General features: G+C 37.9%; 21 protein-coding genes. All 21 read left to right on the plus strand.

The genetic code is table 11. The annotated features are described in order from the left end of the window. The first annotated feature begins 14 nt into the window (after positions 1–14). A complete protein-coding gene (locus HXY53_03485) occupies positions 15–425 on the plus strand; it encodes a dinitrogenase iron-molybdenum cofactor (protein NWF75628.1) in 411 nt (136 codons plus the stop codon). A gap of 10 nt (positions 426–435) precedes the next feature. Further along, positions 436–810 (plus strand): NifB/NifX family molybdenum-iron cluster-binding protein, encoded by a 375-nt coding sequence (locus HXY53_03490; GenBank protein ID NWF75629.1) that lies wholly within the window; start codon positions 436–438, stop codon positions 808–810. 15 nt (positions 811–825) lie between these two features. After that, positions 826–1,050 carry a hypothetical protein gene (locus tag HXY53_03495; protein ID NWF75630.1) on the plus strand — a complete coding sequence of 75 codons (225 nt, stop codon included), beginning with the start codon at positions 826–828 and terminating at the stop codon, positions 1,048–1,050. Then, a complete protein-coding gene (locus HXY53_03500) occupies positions 1,047–1,454 on the plus strand; it encodes a hypothetical protein (protein ID NWF75631.1) in 408 nt (135 codons plus the stop codon). Before HXY53_03495 ends, HXY53_03500 begins: the two co-directional genes overlap by 4 nt. Further along, on the plus strand, positions 1,444–2,325 hold the full coding sequence (locus tag HXY53_03505; protein ID NWF75632.1) for an Mrp/NBP35 family ATP-binding protein: 882 nt from the start codon (positions 1,444–1,446) through the stop codon (positions 2,323–2,325). The genes HXY53_03500 and HXY53_03505 overlap by 11 nt, the downstream gene beginning before the upstream one ends. Before the next feature lie 17 nt (positions 2,326–2,342). Continuing rightward, positions 2,343–2,600, plus strand: coding sequence for a zinc ribbon domain-containing protein (locus HXY53_03510; protein NWF75633.1), 258 nt, complete (start codon positions 2,343–2,345; stop codon positions 2,598–2,600). Between the two features lie 66 nt (positions 2,601–2,666). Beyond that, entirely contained in the window at positions 2,667–3,536 is an 870-nt protein-coding gene (locus HXY53_03515; protein ID NWF75634.1) for a P-loop NTPase, read from the plus strand. Continuing rightward, positions 3,533–4,381, plus strand: coding sequence for a P-loop NTPase (locus tag HXY53_03520; GenBank protein NWF75635.1), 849 nt, complete (start codon positions 3,533–3,535; stop codon positions 4,379–4,381). The genes HXY53_03515 and HXY53_03520 overlap by 4 nt, the downstream gene beginning before the upstream one ends. Positions 4,382–4,383: 2 nt before the next feature. After that, positions 4,384–5,310, plus strand: coding sequence for a radical SAM protein (locus tag HXY53_03525; protein ID NWF75636.1), 927 nt, complete (start codon positions 4,384–4,386; stop codon positions 5,308–5,310). Positions 5,311–5,462: 152 nt separating this feature from the next. After that, entirely contained in the window at positions 5,463–5,654 is a 192-nt protein-coding gene (locus tag HXY53_03530) for a ferredoxin (protein ID NWF75637.1), read from the plus strand. 156 nt (positions 5,655–5,810) lie between these two features. Then, positions 5,811–6,533: an MBL fold metallo-hydrolase gene (locus HXY53_03535; protein NWF75638.1), complete on the plus strand. Its 723-nt coding sequence runs from the start codon at positions 5,811–5,813 to the stop codon at positions 6,531–6,533. A 50-nt stretch (positions 6,534–6,583) separates the two neighbouring features. Further along, complete coding sequence (locus HXY53_03540) at positions 6,584–6,736, plus strand: 4Fe-4S binding protein (protein ID NWF75639.1); 153 nt, start codon at positions 6,584–6,586, stop codon at positions 6,734–6,736. Between the two features lie 43 nt (positions 6,737–6,779). Next, positions 6,780–7,619: an MBL fold metallo-hydrolase gene (locus tag HXY53_03545; GenBank protein NWF75640.1), complete on the plus strand. Its 840-nt coding sequence runs from the start codon at positions 6,780–6,782 to the stop codon at positions 7,617–7,619. Between the two features lie 289 nt (positions 7,620–7,908). Continuing rightward, complete coding sequence (locus HXY53_03550; GenBank protein ID NWF75641.1) at positions 7,909–9,192, plus strand: cation diffusion facilitator family transporter; 1,284 nt, start codon at positions 7,909–7,911, stop codon at positions 9,190–9,192. Further along, positions 9,179–10,411: a hypothetical protein gene (locus HXY53_03555; protein ID NWF75642.1), complete on the plus strand. Its 1,233-nt coding sequence runs from the start codon at positions 9,179–9,181 to the stop codon at positions 10,409–10,411. The genes HXY53_03550 and HXY53_03555 overlap by 14 nt, the downstream gene beginning before the upstream one ends. A gap of 98 nt (positions 10,412–10,509) precedes the next feature. Next, on the plus strand, positions 10,510–11,562 hold the full coding sequence (locus tag HXY53_03560) for a PAS domain-containing sensor histidine kinase (protein ID NWF75643.1): 1,053 nt from the start codon (positions 10,510–10,512) through the stop codon (positions 11,560–11,562). A 135-nt stretch (positions 11,563–11,697) separates the two neighbouring features. Continuing rightward, entirely contained in the window at positions 11,698–12,159 is a 462-nt protein-coding gene (locus HXY53_03565) for a transcriptional repressor (protein ID NWF75644.1), read from the plus strand. Then, positions 12,152–12,415, plus strand: coding sequence for a ferrous iron transport protein A (locus HXY53_03570; GenBank protein ID NWF75645.1), 264 nt, complete (start codon positions 12,152–12,154; stop codon positions 12,413–12,415). Before HXY53_03565 ends, HXY53_03570 begins: the two co-directional genes overlap by 8 nt. Then, positions 12,415–14,397, plus strand: a complete 1,983-nt coding sequence (gene feoB, locus HXY53_03575; protein NWF75646.1) for a ferrous iron transport protein B — start codon at positions 12,415–12,417, stop codon at positions 14,395–14,397. Before HXY53_03570 ends, feoB begins: the two co-directional genes overlap by 1 nt. Continuing rightward, positions 14,394–15,506 carry a radical SAM protein gene (locus tag HXY53_03580; GenBank protein ID NWF75647.1) on the plus strand — a complete coding sequence of 371 codons (1,113 nt, stop codon included), beginning with the start codon at positions 14,394–14,396 and terminating at the stop codon, positions 15,504–15,506. Before feoB ends, HXY53_03580 begins: the two co-directional genes overlap by 4 nt. Before the next feature lie 36 nt (positions 15,507–15,542). Then, on the plus strand, positions 15,543–16,298 hold the full coding sequence (locus HXY53_03585) for an N-acyl homoserine lactonase family protein (GenBank protein NWF75648.1): 756 nt from the start codon (positions 15,543–15,545) through the stop codon (positions 16,296–16,298). Positions 16,299–16,422: the final 124 nt, after the last annotated feature.

Here is a 16,422-nt window from a genome sequence, read left to right on the forward strand (position 1 = left end):
GGAGGTGTTAAAGATTGAAGATAGCAATATCTACAGATGGCGATTTTGTATCTGCTCATTTTGGGAGATGTCCTTTTTTCACAATACTGAATATAGAGGATGGCAAACTCTTACAACAAGAGATAATAGAAAATCCCGGACATCAACCTGGATACATACCTCAGTTCCTGCATCAGAAAGGCGTTGAATGTATTGTTGCAGGAGGGATGGGTATGCGTGCAAGAGGTTTTTTCGAGGAGGCAGGTATCCAGACGATACTCGGAGTAACTGGAAAAATTAACGATGTAATAGAAAAAATCAAAGATGGTATTTTGAAAGGTGGTGAAAGTCTTTGTAAGCCTGGTGCTGGAAAAGGATATGGTCTGGATAAGACTGAATGTAACCATCCACACGAAAAGATACATAAAAAATGCGAACACAAATAGAGGTGATTTTATGAAAATATGTATAAGTTCACAGGGGAATTCTTTAGATTCAGAAGTTGACCCAAGATTCGGGAGATGCCAGTATTTTATTATTGTTGATACTGAAACAATGGAATTTGAGGCTATAAAAAATCCAAACATAGATGCAATGGGAGGTGCGGGAATACAATCAGGTCAATTTGTAGTAGGGAAAAAAGTCAAGGCAGTTTTAACAGGTAACGTTGGACCAAATGCCTTTCAGACATTAAATGCTGCAGGACTTGACGTTATCACCGGTGTATCAGGAAGTATAAAAGAGGCAATAGAAAAATATAACAAGGGTGATTATAAAACTGCTAAAGGCCCTACATCTGCATCTCATTCTGGTATGCCAGCAAGCAAATAAAATAGGAGGTAAAAAATGCCATTTGGAAAAGGACAAGGATCAGCAGGACAAGGTGGAGGAAGAGGTATGGGAAGAGGAAGAGGAGGAGGTCGAGGCAGGATGGGTGGAACGAGGTCAGGTGCTGGCCCTGGAGGTTATTGTGTATGTCCGTCATGCGGAGAAAAAGTTACACACCAGCCGGGGGTACCATGCTATTCCGTGAACTGCCCTAAATGCGGGGGCAAGATGGTAAGGGGATGATTAAAGAAACGATATTCAAAGAGAACCATGTTAGTTCATTGAGGGTACTGAGTTTTATTTTTAATGCGCTGGCAGAATTAAAAAATGATCCAGTGTGTAAAAGATGCAGTACTTTTGCCGGAAGTATCGATACCGCAAAAGAGTTTTTTATTGACTTTGAAAGGTCGATAAAGAGAAACAGCGATTTACCGGGAGATTTTAGGAAGTTGCTCTTTGATATCTATGCCATATTAGCAGAATTGAATACTTTCGGGAACCTGGTGGAACAAAAGACCATGGGTAAATGTCAGCTTCCTGATGATATTTGTTTTGCCAGGGCGATACTCGAAATGTATAGAAATTGTGAAGTGGGTAATATTCATATGAGAAAAGAGAAAGGAGAAGAAGTGAAATATGAGCAATGACCAAGAGAGTAAAAGTGGCTTGAAATGTTCTACCAAGAATTTGCCAAGCGAAAAGGAGATCGAGGAAATACGGGAGAAGCTTGCCCTGCAGGACAATATAAGCAGGATAAAGCATAAGGTTATTGTGCTATCTGGAAAAGGAGGTGTTGGAAAGAGCACTGTAGCGACAAATATTGCTGTTGCACTTTCGATGAAAGGGCAGAAAGTTGGTTTAATGGATGTTGATATCCATGGTCCGAGTATTCCAAAGATGCTCGGCTTAGAAGGAAATACACTCAGAGGAACAGAAACAGGGCTTGCACCAATTGTATATAATGATAATCTGAGAGTTATGTCTATTGGTTTTATACTCCGTTCCCAGAATGATGCAGTAATATGGAGGGCACCTCTGAAACACAAATTGATAAGAGATTTTCTGACAGATGTAAAATGGGGATATCTGGATTATTTAATTGTTGATTCTCCTCCTGGTACAGGTGATGAACCTATGTCGGTGGTCCAATTGATTGAGAATGCAGACGGTGCAGTCATTGTTACTACACCTCAGGACGTATCACTCATAGATGTACGTAAAGCTATCACTTTTTGTCGACATGTAAATCTCCCTGTGCTTGGAGTTGTTGAGAACATGAGCGGTTTTATCTGTCCTGATTGCGGCAAGACTATAAATATATTCAAAGTCGGTGGAGGAAAAGAAATGGCTTTAGAAATGGGGGTTCCTTTTTTAGGCAGTATTCCTCTCGACCCGCATGTTGTTGAAGCTGGCGACAGCGGAAGGCCTTATCTTCAGTACAATTTGAGTTCTGAAACTGCAAAGGCTTTTGATGGAATAATCAAGCCTTTACTTTCTTTAGAAGATAAAAACAAATAAAAGATTCAGGAGCTTATATGCCAAATTATGAATATAAATGCGAACAATGTGGGCATTCCTTTGAAATTCAGCATTCTATGAAAGAAGCCCCGCTTGTGAACTGTCCTAAATGCGAAGGACGAACAAGAAAAGTAATAACAGGCGGTAGCGGTTTCATTTTAAAGGGGTCCAGGACTAACTATCCTATGGGCAGCAATCTGACTCCACAATGTGGTAGAGAACAGAGCTGTTGTGGACGTAGTACGCCCTGTGAAACAAGACCTTGTGATAAATAATTTTCTTTAAGAATTTCCTTAATTAGAAATCAAAATTGTATTTTAAAAATATTTCGGGAGAGAAAAATGATAATTTCTGTCGCAAGCGGAAAAGGTGGTACCGGAAAAACCACGTTTGCAGTGAATCTGGCTTTAGCATTGAACAATGTGCAATTTCTTGATTGTGACGTTGAGGAACCAAATGCCCATCTGTTTTTAAATCCTTTGATTAAACAAAGGAGTATTGCATCAATACCGATACCGGAGGTTGATGAATCCCGATGCGATTATTGCGGAAAGTGCAGGGATGTATGTTCCTATAATGCAATAGCAGTATTCCCGAAAGATAAAGATTCGAGGGGTGGTATATTAATTTTCCCACATCTTTGTCACGGTTGTGGTGGATGTAGTCTCTTATGCCCTCAGCAGGCAATAAGAGAAGTAAACAAAGAGATAGGGGTTGTTGAAAGGGGGGCAAGCGGAAGCATTGATTTTATACACGGGAAGCTGAATATCGGGGAAATAATGTCACCGCCACTGATCAAACAGGTAAAGGAATATATTGATGTCAGTAAAACGGTTATCATTGATGCTCCACCAGGCACTTCATGTCCTGTTATTGCCTCAATAAAAGGAAGTGACTACTGTATACTTGTGACAGAACCAACACCCTTTGGTTTGAACGATTTAATCCTGGCGGTAGAGGTTGTGAAGAAGATGTCCATCCCCTTCGGCGTAGTTTTGAATCGGTCGGATATTGGAGATCAAAAGGTCGATATTTTCTGTAAAGAGAATAGTATTCCTGTGCTGATGCGTATCCCTTTTGACAGGGACATTGCATTTTTGTATTCTGAAGGAATTCCTCTGGTCAAAAAAAAGAAAGAATACATTCAGAATTTCCAGCAGGTATTTAACCATATTGAAAATGAGCTATCTGTGAAAGGGAGAGCAAAGTGAAACAAATAGTAATAATTAGTGGCAAAGGTGGAACAGGAAAAACTGTACTAACCGCATCTTTTGCAGTTTTGGCCAAAAATAAGGTTATGGTGGATTGTGATGTGGATGCAGCAGATTTGCATCTTTTGTTACACCCTGAGACGAGGGAGAAACACGAATTCAGAAGCGGGGTGACAGCCCGGATTAATTCAGAAATATGCCAGCAGTGCGGCCAGTGCATTTCTGTTTGCCGGTTTGACGCCATAAGTGAAAATTTTGTAGTTGATCCAGTATCATGTGAGGGCTGTAAAATTTGCAGTTATGTCTGTCCTGAAGGTGCGATTACACTCGAAGAAAATGTTTCGGGAGAATGGTTTGTTTCTGATACAAAATATGGGCCTCTTGTCCATGCAAAATTGGGTATTGCTGAAGAAAATTCCGGGAAACTGGTGACGCAAGTGAGGCAGACAGCAAAAGAGATTGCCGAGAAGCAAGGAATGGATTACGTGATCATTGACGGTCCTCCGGGCATTGGCTGTCCAGTCATTGCTTCCATAACTGGTGTCGATTTGTCTTTAATTGTGACCGAACCTACTCTTTCCGGCATTCATGATATGCAAAGAGTTGTTCAGGTATCAAAACATTTCGGTGTTCCTACCAAAGTAGTCATAAACAAATTTGATATTAATACGGCTAATAGCGAGGAAATTAAAAAACTCTGTGATAAAGAAGGAATAGAATTGATGGCAGAAATACCATTTTCCAGAAAAGTGAGCGAATCAATTGTTCAGGGAATACCTTTTGTTGAACACTGTACGAACGGGATATCGAATATTATATCTTCTTTATGGGAGAGGATTAAGTAATTATGGAATATGTTTATGGTCCTGTACCTTCGAGAAGGTTAGGTTTTTCCCTGGGGGTGGATTTAGTCCCTTATAAAACTTGTACCCTCGATTGCATATATTGTCAGCTCGGGAGGACAACTAAAAAAAGCATAAATAGAAAACATTATGCTCAAAGAGATAATGTTCTGAGAGAAATCAATGAAGTTTTAAGCAAGGAACATCAAATAGATTATATAACCTTCTCAGGCTCTGGAGAACCAACACTGAATTCAGACATTGGTGTTTTTATAAGAGATATAAAAGAATTAACAAATATCCCGGTAGCGGTTCTTACCAATAGTACATTAATTTCCGCAGATGATGTTCAGTATGATCTGGTAGGCGCAGATGTTATCTTGCCATCTCTTGATGCCGCCTCCCATGAAATATTTAAAAAGATAAACAGACCTCATAGTTCCCTGAAAATCGAAGCAATTATTGCCGGTCTAAAACGATTCAGAAAGATTTACAATGGCCAGATTTGGCTTGAAGTTATGTTGATAAGAAATATTAACAATAATGCAAAAGAGCTATCTATGATAAGAAATGCCATATCCGAAATACATCCGGATAAGGTTTATCTCAATACAGTTGTAAGGCCCCCGTCCGAAATATATGCAAAGCCACTTAACAAAGATGAAATGATTGCTGCAAAAAACTTTTTAGCTACAAGTTGTGAGGTTATTGCAGAATTTCATGGTGAAAGAGTTGCTGAAACACAAAATGTTGAAGGCGCCATTGTAGAAATGGCTAAAAGACGCCCGTTGACAATTATAGATATAGCGAACGTCCTTGGGATTTCTGAGACTAATGCAAAAAACTGGGTGAATTGCCTGAAAGATGCAGGTGGGTTACAAGAAAAGCAATATAATGGGAAAAAATATTATTCTTACTCAATGAAAAAATAGTGCATATGAAAAAATTTATATTAGTAGAAAAAATCAATATGAAGATAGACAACAAAATATTATAAAAAATTTATGCTTTATCTTTTTGAGTTCTATTATTTTATTTAAAAAGAGTAGTATCTTAGGGAAAACAGATAAAAGGAGGAGAAAAAATGGCAAAAAAATTAGTAATTGATGAAGACTTATGTGAAGGGTGTGAGACTTGCGTTTCACTTTGTCCGGATGTTTTCGAACTTGGAGAAAACGGCAAAGCGCGGATTAAGAATCCTAATGCTATTGATAGTTGCAATGTTCAGGAAGCAATCGAATCATGCCCTGTAGGTGCCATAAGGTGGGAGGAGTAGCAGGAAAGGCAGATATATAGTCAAAAATACTCAAAAAACAGTTGAGCAACCAAACCGCTTGCAAAGAAATGTAACAAAACATGGATAGACATCGCTCCGAGACTTGCTGAAAAGCCATCGGATCATACAATTGTAATAGCTGAATTTTCGGAATAAATGAGAAATATAAGCATAACGATTGTATATGACAATAATCCATATAAAGCAGGATTAAAAACTGCGTGGGGATTTTCCTGTCTTGTAAAGGTAATAGAAAAAACTATACTTTTTGATACAGGCGGAGACGGGTTCCTGTTGTTAAGAAATATGAAGTCACTAACAATTGATCCGACGGAAATAAGTCTGATTTTTCTATCACATATTCATAATGACCATGTGGGAGGGTTATGGAATATTATTGAAAACAATAATAAAGTTACTGTTTGTGTGCCTAAATCTTTTCCTGAAAGTTTTAAAAATGAGGTTAAAGGTCACGGGATAAAAATCATTGAAATTCAGCGTCCTGTGAAGATATGCGACAATGTTTATTCTACTGGTGAACTTGGGGTATTGATAAAAGAACAGTCTTTGATTATACACACGTATGAAGGTTTAATATTAATAACAGGATGCGCGCACCCCGGTATTGTCAATATAGTCAATAAAGCGAAAGATATTTTTAAAGAGGATATCTTTCTGCTTCTGGGGGGTTTTCACCTGAGTGGGAAAAGCAAAGATGAACTGGAAAAAATTGTGTACAGTTTGAAAAAAGCAGGCGTGCGTAATGTAGGGCCCTGCCATTGTTCAGGCGATGCAGCGAGAGCAGTTTTTAAGGAGAAATATCAGATGAATTACATAAATGTAGGTGTAGGGCAGATAATAGATATCAGATACAGGTGAGATGATTCGAGTTCCTTTTATATGCTGCTACAAAGAAGGGAGACCTAAAAATGCCCTGGGTTGATGAGGAAAAATGCACAGGGTGTGGAATCTGTGTTGAGGAATGTCCTGTTGGTGCTAAATCAATGGAAAATGAAAAGGCAGAGATTTATTTCCATATATTGGTTCTCAGTCGAGATGCCTCAGGTAGCGTCAAGCTTTAGAACGTTGTAAGGTTATTAAAAGCGTGATAAGGAGACAAAGGAGATGAAAATACGAATAACAGTGTTGTGTGACAACTTAGTATGTAGATTGGCTGGTTCAGGGGAACATGGGTTTTCAGTTTTTATTGAAACGGATAAAGGAAATTACCTATTCGATACAGGAAGTGGGCATTCTATTGTTGGAAATTCTCTTGTCTTCTGCAAAGACCTCCGGACTATAAGAAAGATATTCCTTAGCCATGGACACTACGATCACACAGGAGGACTTCCTGAAGTCCTCAAGATAAGAGGGAAAGTGTCTGTTCATGCACATCCTGACATATTTTTAGAAAGAATAGCAGTCATTAAAGAAAAAACTAAAGAAATTAAAAGATTTGTGGGAATTCCTTTTAAGAAAAGTTATCTTGAATCCTTAGGAGCAAATTTTATTTTTAATACAAAATTCGTTGAAGTGGAGAAAGGGATTTCTTTAACAGGGCAGGTGCCAAGAAAAACCCCTTTTGAGAAACCGGATCCAAGACTATTTACCGAAGTTAATGGAAAGATAAATCAGGATATTTTGCTTGACGATCAATCTCTTATCCTTGATAGTAAAAAAGGGCTTATCCTGATTCTTGGATGTGCCCACTCGGGAATGATTAATATCATTAACCATGTCATAAATAAAACAAAGAAAGAAAAGATTTATGCTATTTTAGGAGGAACCCATTTAGATTTTTTAACCGCCGAACAACTGGAGAAATCGATCGAGTTTCTTAAGAAAATTGAAGTCGAAAAAATTGGGGTCTCCCATTGCACTGGTTTGAAGGCAGCGTTTCGACTTCAACAGGAATTTGGAGACCGATTTTTCTATGGATGCGTGGGGGGTGTTTTAGAAGTTTGAGTGCAGAACATAAGTAAGAAATTGTGGCTGTAGAAGAGGAATTATACAATGCCATTTGGTTTTGGAAGGTGTAGAAGAAGAGGATTGGGCAAAGCTTTCGGTGAAAGATGTCCTGACAGACCCCCTACTAACTGTATATGTCCTAAGTGTGGTTTCATAATGCCTCATCAGCAAGGTATTCCCTGTTTCCAAACAAGATGTCCACGATGCAGCTCACCGATGGTACGTCAATTTTTTCAATGAGTATAAATAGAATATATTTTATACCGATGAAACTCTGACTGAAACAATGGGCAATAGAAAAGAAGAAAATGTTAAAGAATTAAAAAAGGGACAGAGGATAGCCTTTATTGCAACCTTTGTAACACTTGTTTTAGCAGCTATGAAGGGCGTCATAGGTTATTTATTTGATTCCAGGATTCTGATAGCCGATGCCTTTCATAGCGGAGCTGATCTCCTGGCTATCTTTGCATCATGGTTTGGTCTTTGGATGGCCGCCAGGAAAAAATCTGCAAGATTCCCCTATGGGTTATATAAGGCTGAAACCCTGGTTAGTTTTATAATAGGTGTATTAATAGCATGGGCAGGAGTGGAGTTATTAAAAGAGGGATATCATAAGCTTTCTTATACCGCCTATCCTCAGGCATTTCCATTTTTGCCGGTTATGGCAAGTATCATTTCTATTATTGCCGCCTATTTTATAGCAAAAAAGGAAAAGGCTGTCGGCAGATTAATTAATTCCCAATCCCTGATTGCGAATGCAACCGAATCCTTTTTAGATATCTTTACCTCCATAGTTGTTTTGACAGGCATATTGTTTGCCTATGCAAGGATTCCCTTTATAGAGGGCACTATTATTATGTTGATTTCATTGCTTATTCTCAAATTGGGAATAAAAAACATATGGACATCTCTTCTGGTCTTAATGGACGCAAATCTTGACCCGGAATTGCAATCCGAGATTGAAGAAAACATAAACAAAATCTATGGGGTTAAAGGAGTCAGTGAGGTAAGGATACGCCAATCAGGTCCGCTTAAGATGGTTGAATGCAAGATTGCAACCAGTCCATCACTCTCATTATATAAGGCACATGAACTTGCAAATATCGCAGAAGATTTTATAATTAAAAACTATAAACACATTGAGTCAGTTTTCATCCATGTTGAGCCATCAAGGGATAAGGCTATCTCAGCTATTATCCCTGTTAAGGATATCAACGGTTTGGACTCGAAAGTTCATGGCCATTTTGGCCGGGCCCCTTATTTCATCATATTAAGGCTTGGCAATGATAACAATGAAATAGAGGATTTTTACTATAATGAATTCATTAATGAAAAAAAACATGCAGGGATTAAGGTCATAAAGGCTGTTATTAAATATAAAATTGATGTGTTATTTACATCGCGGGTTGGAGAAATTTCCTTCTATATGCTTAAAAATAACTTTGTTGATATATATAAGACTGAAGAAGGCTGTTCGGTAAGGGAGATTATAGAAAAGTATCGCAAAAATCAAATTGAACGGATTACGTTACCAACACATTCAGTAGAAGAAGCCCATGCAGAAAGTTAAAAGATGCAAGCATAAACCCTCTCAATTGGGAATTAAAGAAATTTTGCGTGCCTACGATATTTCTTCTGGTATATCTGCTTCGATCATACCCCTCGTTGAGGCCGAAGACAGGGGAATAATTGTAGATCTAAAAGAACCTCATAATATTGCATCGAAGATCATCAGATACGATGCCCTTTTCTCAATTGGATTGTCAAAGGAATATGTGGACAAGAGGGAATTAAATTTATTTATATCATTAAGGGAGTTAATTCAGAATGCCTTAGATGAAGAAGAATCGGTTAGCGGGCAACCTCAAGTTCAGTTTGAACAAGACTTACAGGGAACATGGATTATTGACAAAGGTCGCGGTCTTAAATTAGAGGCACTGCGCATGGGAGAAAGCAACAAGGATTGCTGGATGAGGGGATATTTTGGAGAAGGATTAAAACTGGCAGCATCATATCTGACGCTTAATCACATACCGGTCTATATATTTACGAAAGACAAGATTCTTAAATTTTTGGTACTCCCAAAAGATGCTCAAAACCCCGGTATCTTCGTACTCATTGGACGGTCAAAAGAAAAAGTACAGGGAACAAGAATCCTTCTTTATGGATATAAACCTGATCCTGAGTTCATCGAAAAAATAGTGCGCTTCTGGAATAATGAACTTGAGAATAAATTGATTGCAGAGGTAAAATTTTCCTCCAAGGATTGTCCGAAAGAAATGCCTTCTGCAATTTTTGATTTCCCTAATCTGCTTTATATAAGGAATATGTATGTCGGGGAAATGAGTCAGGTTGCTAAAAGAAAATCTCTCCTTAGTTATGACCTCTGGTGGGTCCGGCTTGATATCTCAAGAAAACTGATGACCCAGACTACACCGCAGCTATTCTTTGAGATTGCCAAGTTGCTTGGGCTCTCAGTAGTGGCACGAAAAAAGTTTGTTGAAAAGCTTGTAGAAACAGGGATGCTCAAAACAAGAAGAATCGGAGAAAAACTTGCAATTGAATTTAATCCGATATTCTCTATTGTTGAAGGTCACCTTTTTGTATACGCCTTTCCAGAGGGAATGTTTGATACATTTGTCGATATTCTGGGACTTGTAGAAAAAAAAGACTTCATACGTCGGGTTACTTCGCATGAAGAAGTAGAAAGAGCTATTTCAGAAGGGATGATTCCGTTATTACTTCCTTACGAAATTTCTGATAGGTTTAGCAGTATCCCGTCTTTATAAAAAAGTAGTGGTTTTGAGCGTAATTACTGTGAGGCTTTGGCCATGCTAACTTAGGTATAAGGTTTACACAGGACAAATAGTATGATATTTTATAAATTATGGAAAATGAAAAAGTGTTATACAAGCAAGTTTGTGAAACCATCGTAAAGAACCTGCCAATCGGATTTACCGTTATAGATGAAGAAGGAATAGTTATCAATTTTAATGATTCTGCAGAGGGGATAACTGGATATAAAAAAGAAGATATTATAGGTCAATCCCACCTTGAGATTTTTCATGGGACATCGGATAAGAATGCCTGTCCTTTATTATCCCATTTATTTGATTTGTATAAACCAATAGATGCAATAGAAAGTAAAATAAAAAATAAAAACGGAGATGAAATTATTCTTCTGATAACAGCAGCTCCTATTTTTGACAGTAAAGGCACATTTATGGGAGGTGTTGAGCTTTTCAGAGATATTACAAAAATTAAGAAATTAGAAAGAGAACGTCAGTATCTTTTCTCAGCTCTTGTTCATGATATGAAAAACCCGATTACAGCATCATTAGGCTTTCTGTCGAGAATTCTGGCAGGCAAAGCAGACGAGCAAAAGCAAAAAGACTATCTGGAATTAGTCGTTGGAGAACTTATAACAGTAGAACAATTGATAACAAATTTCCTTGATTTTGCAAAAATTGAAGCAAAAGAGATGAGATTAATCCCAACGCCTTTCGACCTAAATGCAGCAGTAGAACAACAAGTCAAAAATATGGAAATAATAGCAAAAGAGAAAAATATCCAATTAATCGCTGAAAGACCTGATCGTGAAATGCCAAAAATTGTGGTTGACGGAGCAATGATTCAAAGAGTCATAATAAACCTATTAGATAATGCAATAAAATTTACAAAAGCTGGAGGTTCTGTGACCGTCAGGCTCATGGATCAAAAAAAAGATTTACTTGTTGAAGTTATTGATACTGCTGTCAAAATACCTCGTGACCAGTTCCCGTACATCTTTGAGCCGTTCTATCGGGGGATGAGAGAACAAAAAGGATCAGGGCTGGGACTTTTTATTGCCAAAAAAATAATTGAGGCACATGGTGGAAAAATATGGATAAAGAATGCAAACGGTAAAGGTAATATCTTTGGTTTCAGTCTTCCCAAATAAGAACACGTAAAAAGACTTCAAATACAGTTTTAAGCCACTCCTTCTTTAAGATTGAGGTAGTAAAAATTTGACTCAATTTTTTATATTTGACAAAAAATCCCTGTTTGTATTAATCTATATTGAGACTCAATCTCAATGAGACAGAAAATATTCAGACAATTCCTTGAAGAAAGAGGACAGCGTTTAACAAAAGAGAGGAATGCTGTTTTAAAGAAAGCTTTTTCATGTAAGGGGCATTTTGATCCAGAGACACTTTATATGGATATGAGGAAGAGGGGCTTGAAGGCATCGAGGGCTTCTGTATACAGAACTCTGAGCCTGCTGTGTGAATGCGGACTTGTTGAGAAGGTTAGCAAAACAGAACATGGAACTATTTATGAACAGTCGCTTGGTCGCCAGCATCATGATCACATGGTTTGTCTCAATTGCGGGAAAGTTATAGAGTTTTATTCAGAAAACCTTGAGAAGCTACAAGAAGAACTTTGCCGTGAGCGTGGATTCAAAGGGAAAAGTCATACACTCGAGATTCGAGGATTTTGCGAAAATTGTAGAACAGAGGAAAATGTTGTGAAAGGAGAAGATAATTCGCATGGATAGAGAGATAACAACATTAATCTCGCTTAAAGAAGGCGAAGAAGGAATAGTCCATCTTATTTCTGGCGGTCGTGGCCTTATAGGCAGACTTGCTTCAATGGGTATAACTTCAGGTATGAAGATTAAAGTTCTTAGAAACATCGGTGGTCCTCTGATAATTACTACTAACGGAACGAGGATTGCCATTGGAAGAGGGCAGGCCCAGAAAATTTTCATAAGACATTTAAATGCTGGAAGAGAAAAAACAGAGATTGCATAATGCAAAAAAGGGATCTTCTTATTGCGCTTGCAGGCCAGCCCAATGTTGGTAAATCAACAGTTTTTAATCTTTTAACCGGTCTGTCTCAACACGTAGGAAATTGGCCAGGGAAGACTGTAGAGAAAAAAGAAGGTTTTTACCACGCTGATAATACAAGAATAAAAGTCGTAGACCTTCCCGGTAGTTATAGCTTAACAGCTTACTCTGAAGAAGAAAAGGTAGCAAGAGACTTTATAATAAATGAGCGGCCTGATGCGATTGTTCTTATAGCTAATGCTTCTTCGCTCGAGAGGAGTCTTTACCTTCTATCAGAGTTTCTTCTCTTAAAATCTCCTATAATTGTTGCTCTGAATATGATGGATGTGGCAGAACAGCAGGGAATACGTATCGATGTAAATTTACTCGAAAAATATCTTGGGATTCCAGTTATCCCTATGGTTGCTTCAAAAAACAAGGGAATCAAAGCTTTAATCTCAACTATATTATTACTATCCGAAGGAAAAAAGGAATACAAACCTTCTATGGCTGATGTTACTGAAGACCATAAAGAAATTTTCACGGAACTGATAAATATTCTTGAAAGATATGTTACCCCTTCTTATTTGACAAAATGGACTGTTACAAAAATAATGGAAGGTGACCCTGATGTTACTGAAAATATGAGCAGGATTGTAGATCCTGATTCATGGAACAAGGCACAGGCTATTTTAAGGGAACATGAAGATTCTCTTCTTGCTGTAGTTCATGGCAGATATGATTGGATTGAGGGTGCGATACGCTCCTGTGTTTTAGAGTTTAAAAGAGGTCAGATCCTTTTAACAGATCGTCTGGACCATATTCTTACACGTCCGTTGTTGGGTATCCCAATTCTTCTATGTATTCTTGCTGTCGTTTTTTTGCTCACCTATGGTTTGGGTTTGCCTCTTCAGCAGTTGCTTGAATCTTTTATGAATTCAATTGCTATGCATGTAGAACCTCTGCTTGGGCAATCATTCTGGCTTAGGGGGATTATAGTTGATGGCTTACTTGGAGGTGCAGGAACTGTACTTACATTTCTTCCTGTACTTCTTTTCTTTTTTACGGCTATGGCCTTTCTCGAAGACGTTGGATATATGGCAAGAGCTGCTTTTGTAATGGATAGATTTATGCATGTGATAGGACTTCATGGTAAGAGTTTTCTCCCTTTCTGTCTGGGTTTTGGTTGTAATGTTCCGGCTGTGATGGGTGCGAGAATATTGGAGTCAGGAAAAATAAGATTTCTTACTATTTTTCTTACACCCTTTGTCCCTTGCACAGCAAAGCTGGCTGTAGTCACGCTTATTTCGGCTGCAATATTCGGAAAGAATGCTTTGCTTATTTCATGGGCACTTGTAGCAGGAAATATTTTGATCCTTGGTTTTTCAGGCATGATAGCGAGTAAATTCCTTTTCAAAAAACAGTATATGCCCTTTATTATGGAGCTTCCTTTTTATCACAAACCTAATCTGAGAACAATATTAATGGTTGTATGGAAGAGAATAATAGCTTTTATAAAAAAGGCTGGAACAATAATTGTAATATTTTCGATTATTCTTTGGTTTTTTTCTCATATACCAAGTGGCGATATTGAGGGAAGTATTCTCGGTTTAATAGGAAAATTAATTGAGCCTGTTGGTCGCCCTGTAGGTCTTGATTGGAAGATGATCGTAGCTCTATTAGCGAGTGTTACAGCAAAGGAAAACTCGATAGCTGCCCTTGGGGTGCTTTATGGTGTTGGAGAAGAAGGGATTAGAGAAATCTTACCTGATGTAATGAGCAATGCATCTGCTCTCTCTTTTCTGGTAATACTAATGCTTTTTGTCCCCTGTGTTGCTACACTCGTAGTTATGAAACAGGAAATGGGCAGTTGGCGCTGGTTTTTATTTTCATTCACCTTCATGCTGATTGTATCCTATTTATCAGGTTTGGCTGTTTATCAATTTGCTCTCATGATCGGAATATGAAGAATATCAGAATAAAAAGCAGACCTTTTATAGCCTTTCAAATCGAACCCACTTCCAGATGTCAAATCAAATGCGTTATGTGTCCAAGAACTGCTTTTACTGATGAATGGATAAACGGAGATATGCCTTTTTCTGTTTATAAAAAAATAAGCAGGTATTTTCATCTTGTTGATGATATTCATATTCAAGGTTGGGGAGAACCACTTCTTCATCCTGAGATTTTTGAAATGATTAAAATAGCAAAAGCTGAAAATTGCAAGGCAAGCTTAATCACAAACGGCGTCCTGCTTACCCCGGATATATCAGAAAAATTGATAATAAACGGGATTGATATTATTGCTATATCGATTTCCGGAGCGACTAAAGAAACACATGAGAGGTTCCGATGCGGTTCTCATTTCGAAAAGATTGTTGATAACATCAGAAACATGACACATTTAAAATCGAAAATGCGGTCAAAAACTCCCAAACTGGCACTTTCTTTTCTCATGACAAAAAAGAATGTCAAAGAGCTTCCTGAAGCAGTGAGTCTTGCGAAAGATTGTGGCATTAATGAATTTGTTGCAACCAATCTTGATTATACCCCAACACAGGAGCAGGATGATCTGAAGGTATTTTCTTGTAATAAGGCAGACTTAGACTTTAAAAATTATATTGAGACTGCGAGGAAAAGAGCCAGTAAATTAAAAATACCCTTTCGAGTTTATCCACTTGAGTTAGAGGAAGTAGTTATATGTGAGATGAATCCACTACAGATAGTTTTTATATCATTTGATGGCTGTGTATCTCCCTGTGTTTATTTGAATATGACAAAGAAAAACCCTATCACGAGAATATTCTGTGGTCAACAATACCAGTTACAGAGGTTATGTTTTGGAAATATTGCTGAAAAAGATTTTATGGAGATATGGGAGAGTGATGCTTACAGGGATTTCAGGAAGACCTATTATAAGCGGTTAGATCTGATTAACAGGACCTATATCGATATCGAATTCGGCACAGGAGCTTTGAATAAAATCGAAGATATTGAGAAATTGATAGAAAATAGACTTTCTGAACAGCCATTGCCTGAAGTCTGCAGGACTTGCTATAAGGCATATGACATATGAAATACAATTACTTTAATTTATTAAGGAGGGGATGTCATGAAAAGTGCAGTGCAATATAAAATACATCCTATTGTGATGGGGACAAAAGCCTTTGATAAAGGCATGATGACTTACCAGCATGACTACGGAAAGCCCTATACAATCCCTATATATTGCTGGTATCTTGAGGGTGGGGATAAAAAAATACTCGTTGATACTGGAGAGATGGCTCCTTTACTATCTAAAGAGAGGGAAAACTCTATTGGAGGTAAAATCTATAGATTTGAAGAAGGACTTGCCCGTTGGGGGTTATCACCTGAACAAATAGATATTGTAATTCATACACATTTACATAATGACCACTGTGAAAATGATTCAAAATGCACAAATGCGGTTTTTTATATACACGAAAAAGAACTTCAGAGTATACATAATCCACATCCGCTCGATTTCCGTTACATGGAAGACTATATTTCTGACATCGAGAAGAATGGACAAATCATTTCTGTAAACAGTGATATAGAAATAGTCCCCGGCATAAAGGTTATTCATACGCCTGCCCACACTGAAGGTGGGATGACAGTTCTTATTGAGACATCGAAGGGAAAAGCTGCGATAACAGGTTTTTGTGTAATCATGGAGAATTTTAATCCTCCCATGAAAATAAAGGCGATGGAGATGGAGGTTATCCCGCCCGGAACGGTAGTCAATCCCTACAATGCCTATGACATAATGATAAAAGTCAGGGATACCGCTGATATACTGCTTCCGCTTCATGAACCTCAATTTGCATCGGTTGAATCAATTCCTTAGCCAAGATCATTGATGTGCTTAGTTTATCAAGACAGGAGATAGTATTTTAGCTCATTCATCGAGTTAAAGAAATTTTTGAGCAATGTCTGCATTATTCGGGTTAAATACTATGTCCTGTCTTTAC

The organism is Nitrospirota bacterium, assembly GCA_013388455.1.
Lineage (GTDB): Bacteria > Nitrospirota > Thermodesulfovibrionia > Thermodesulfovibrionales > SM23-35 > JACAFF01.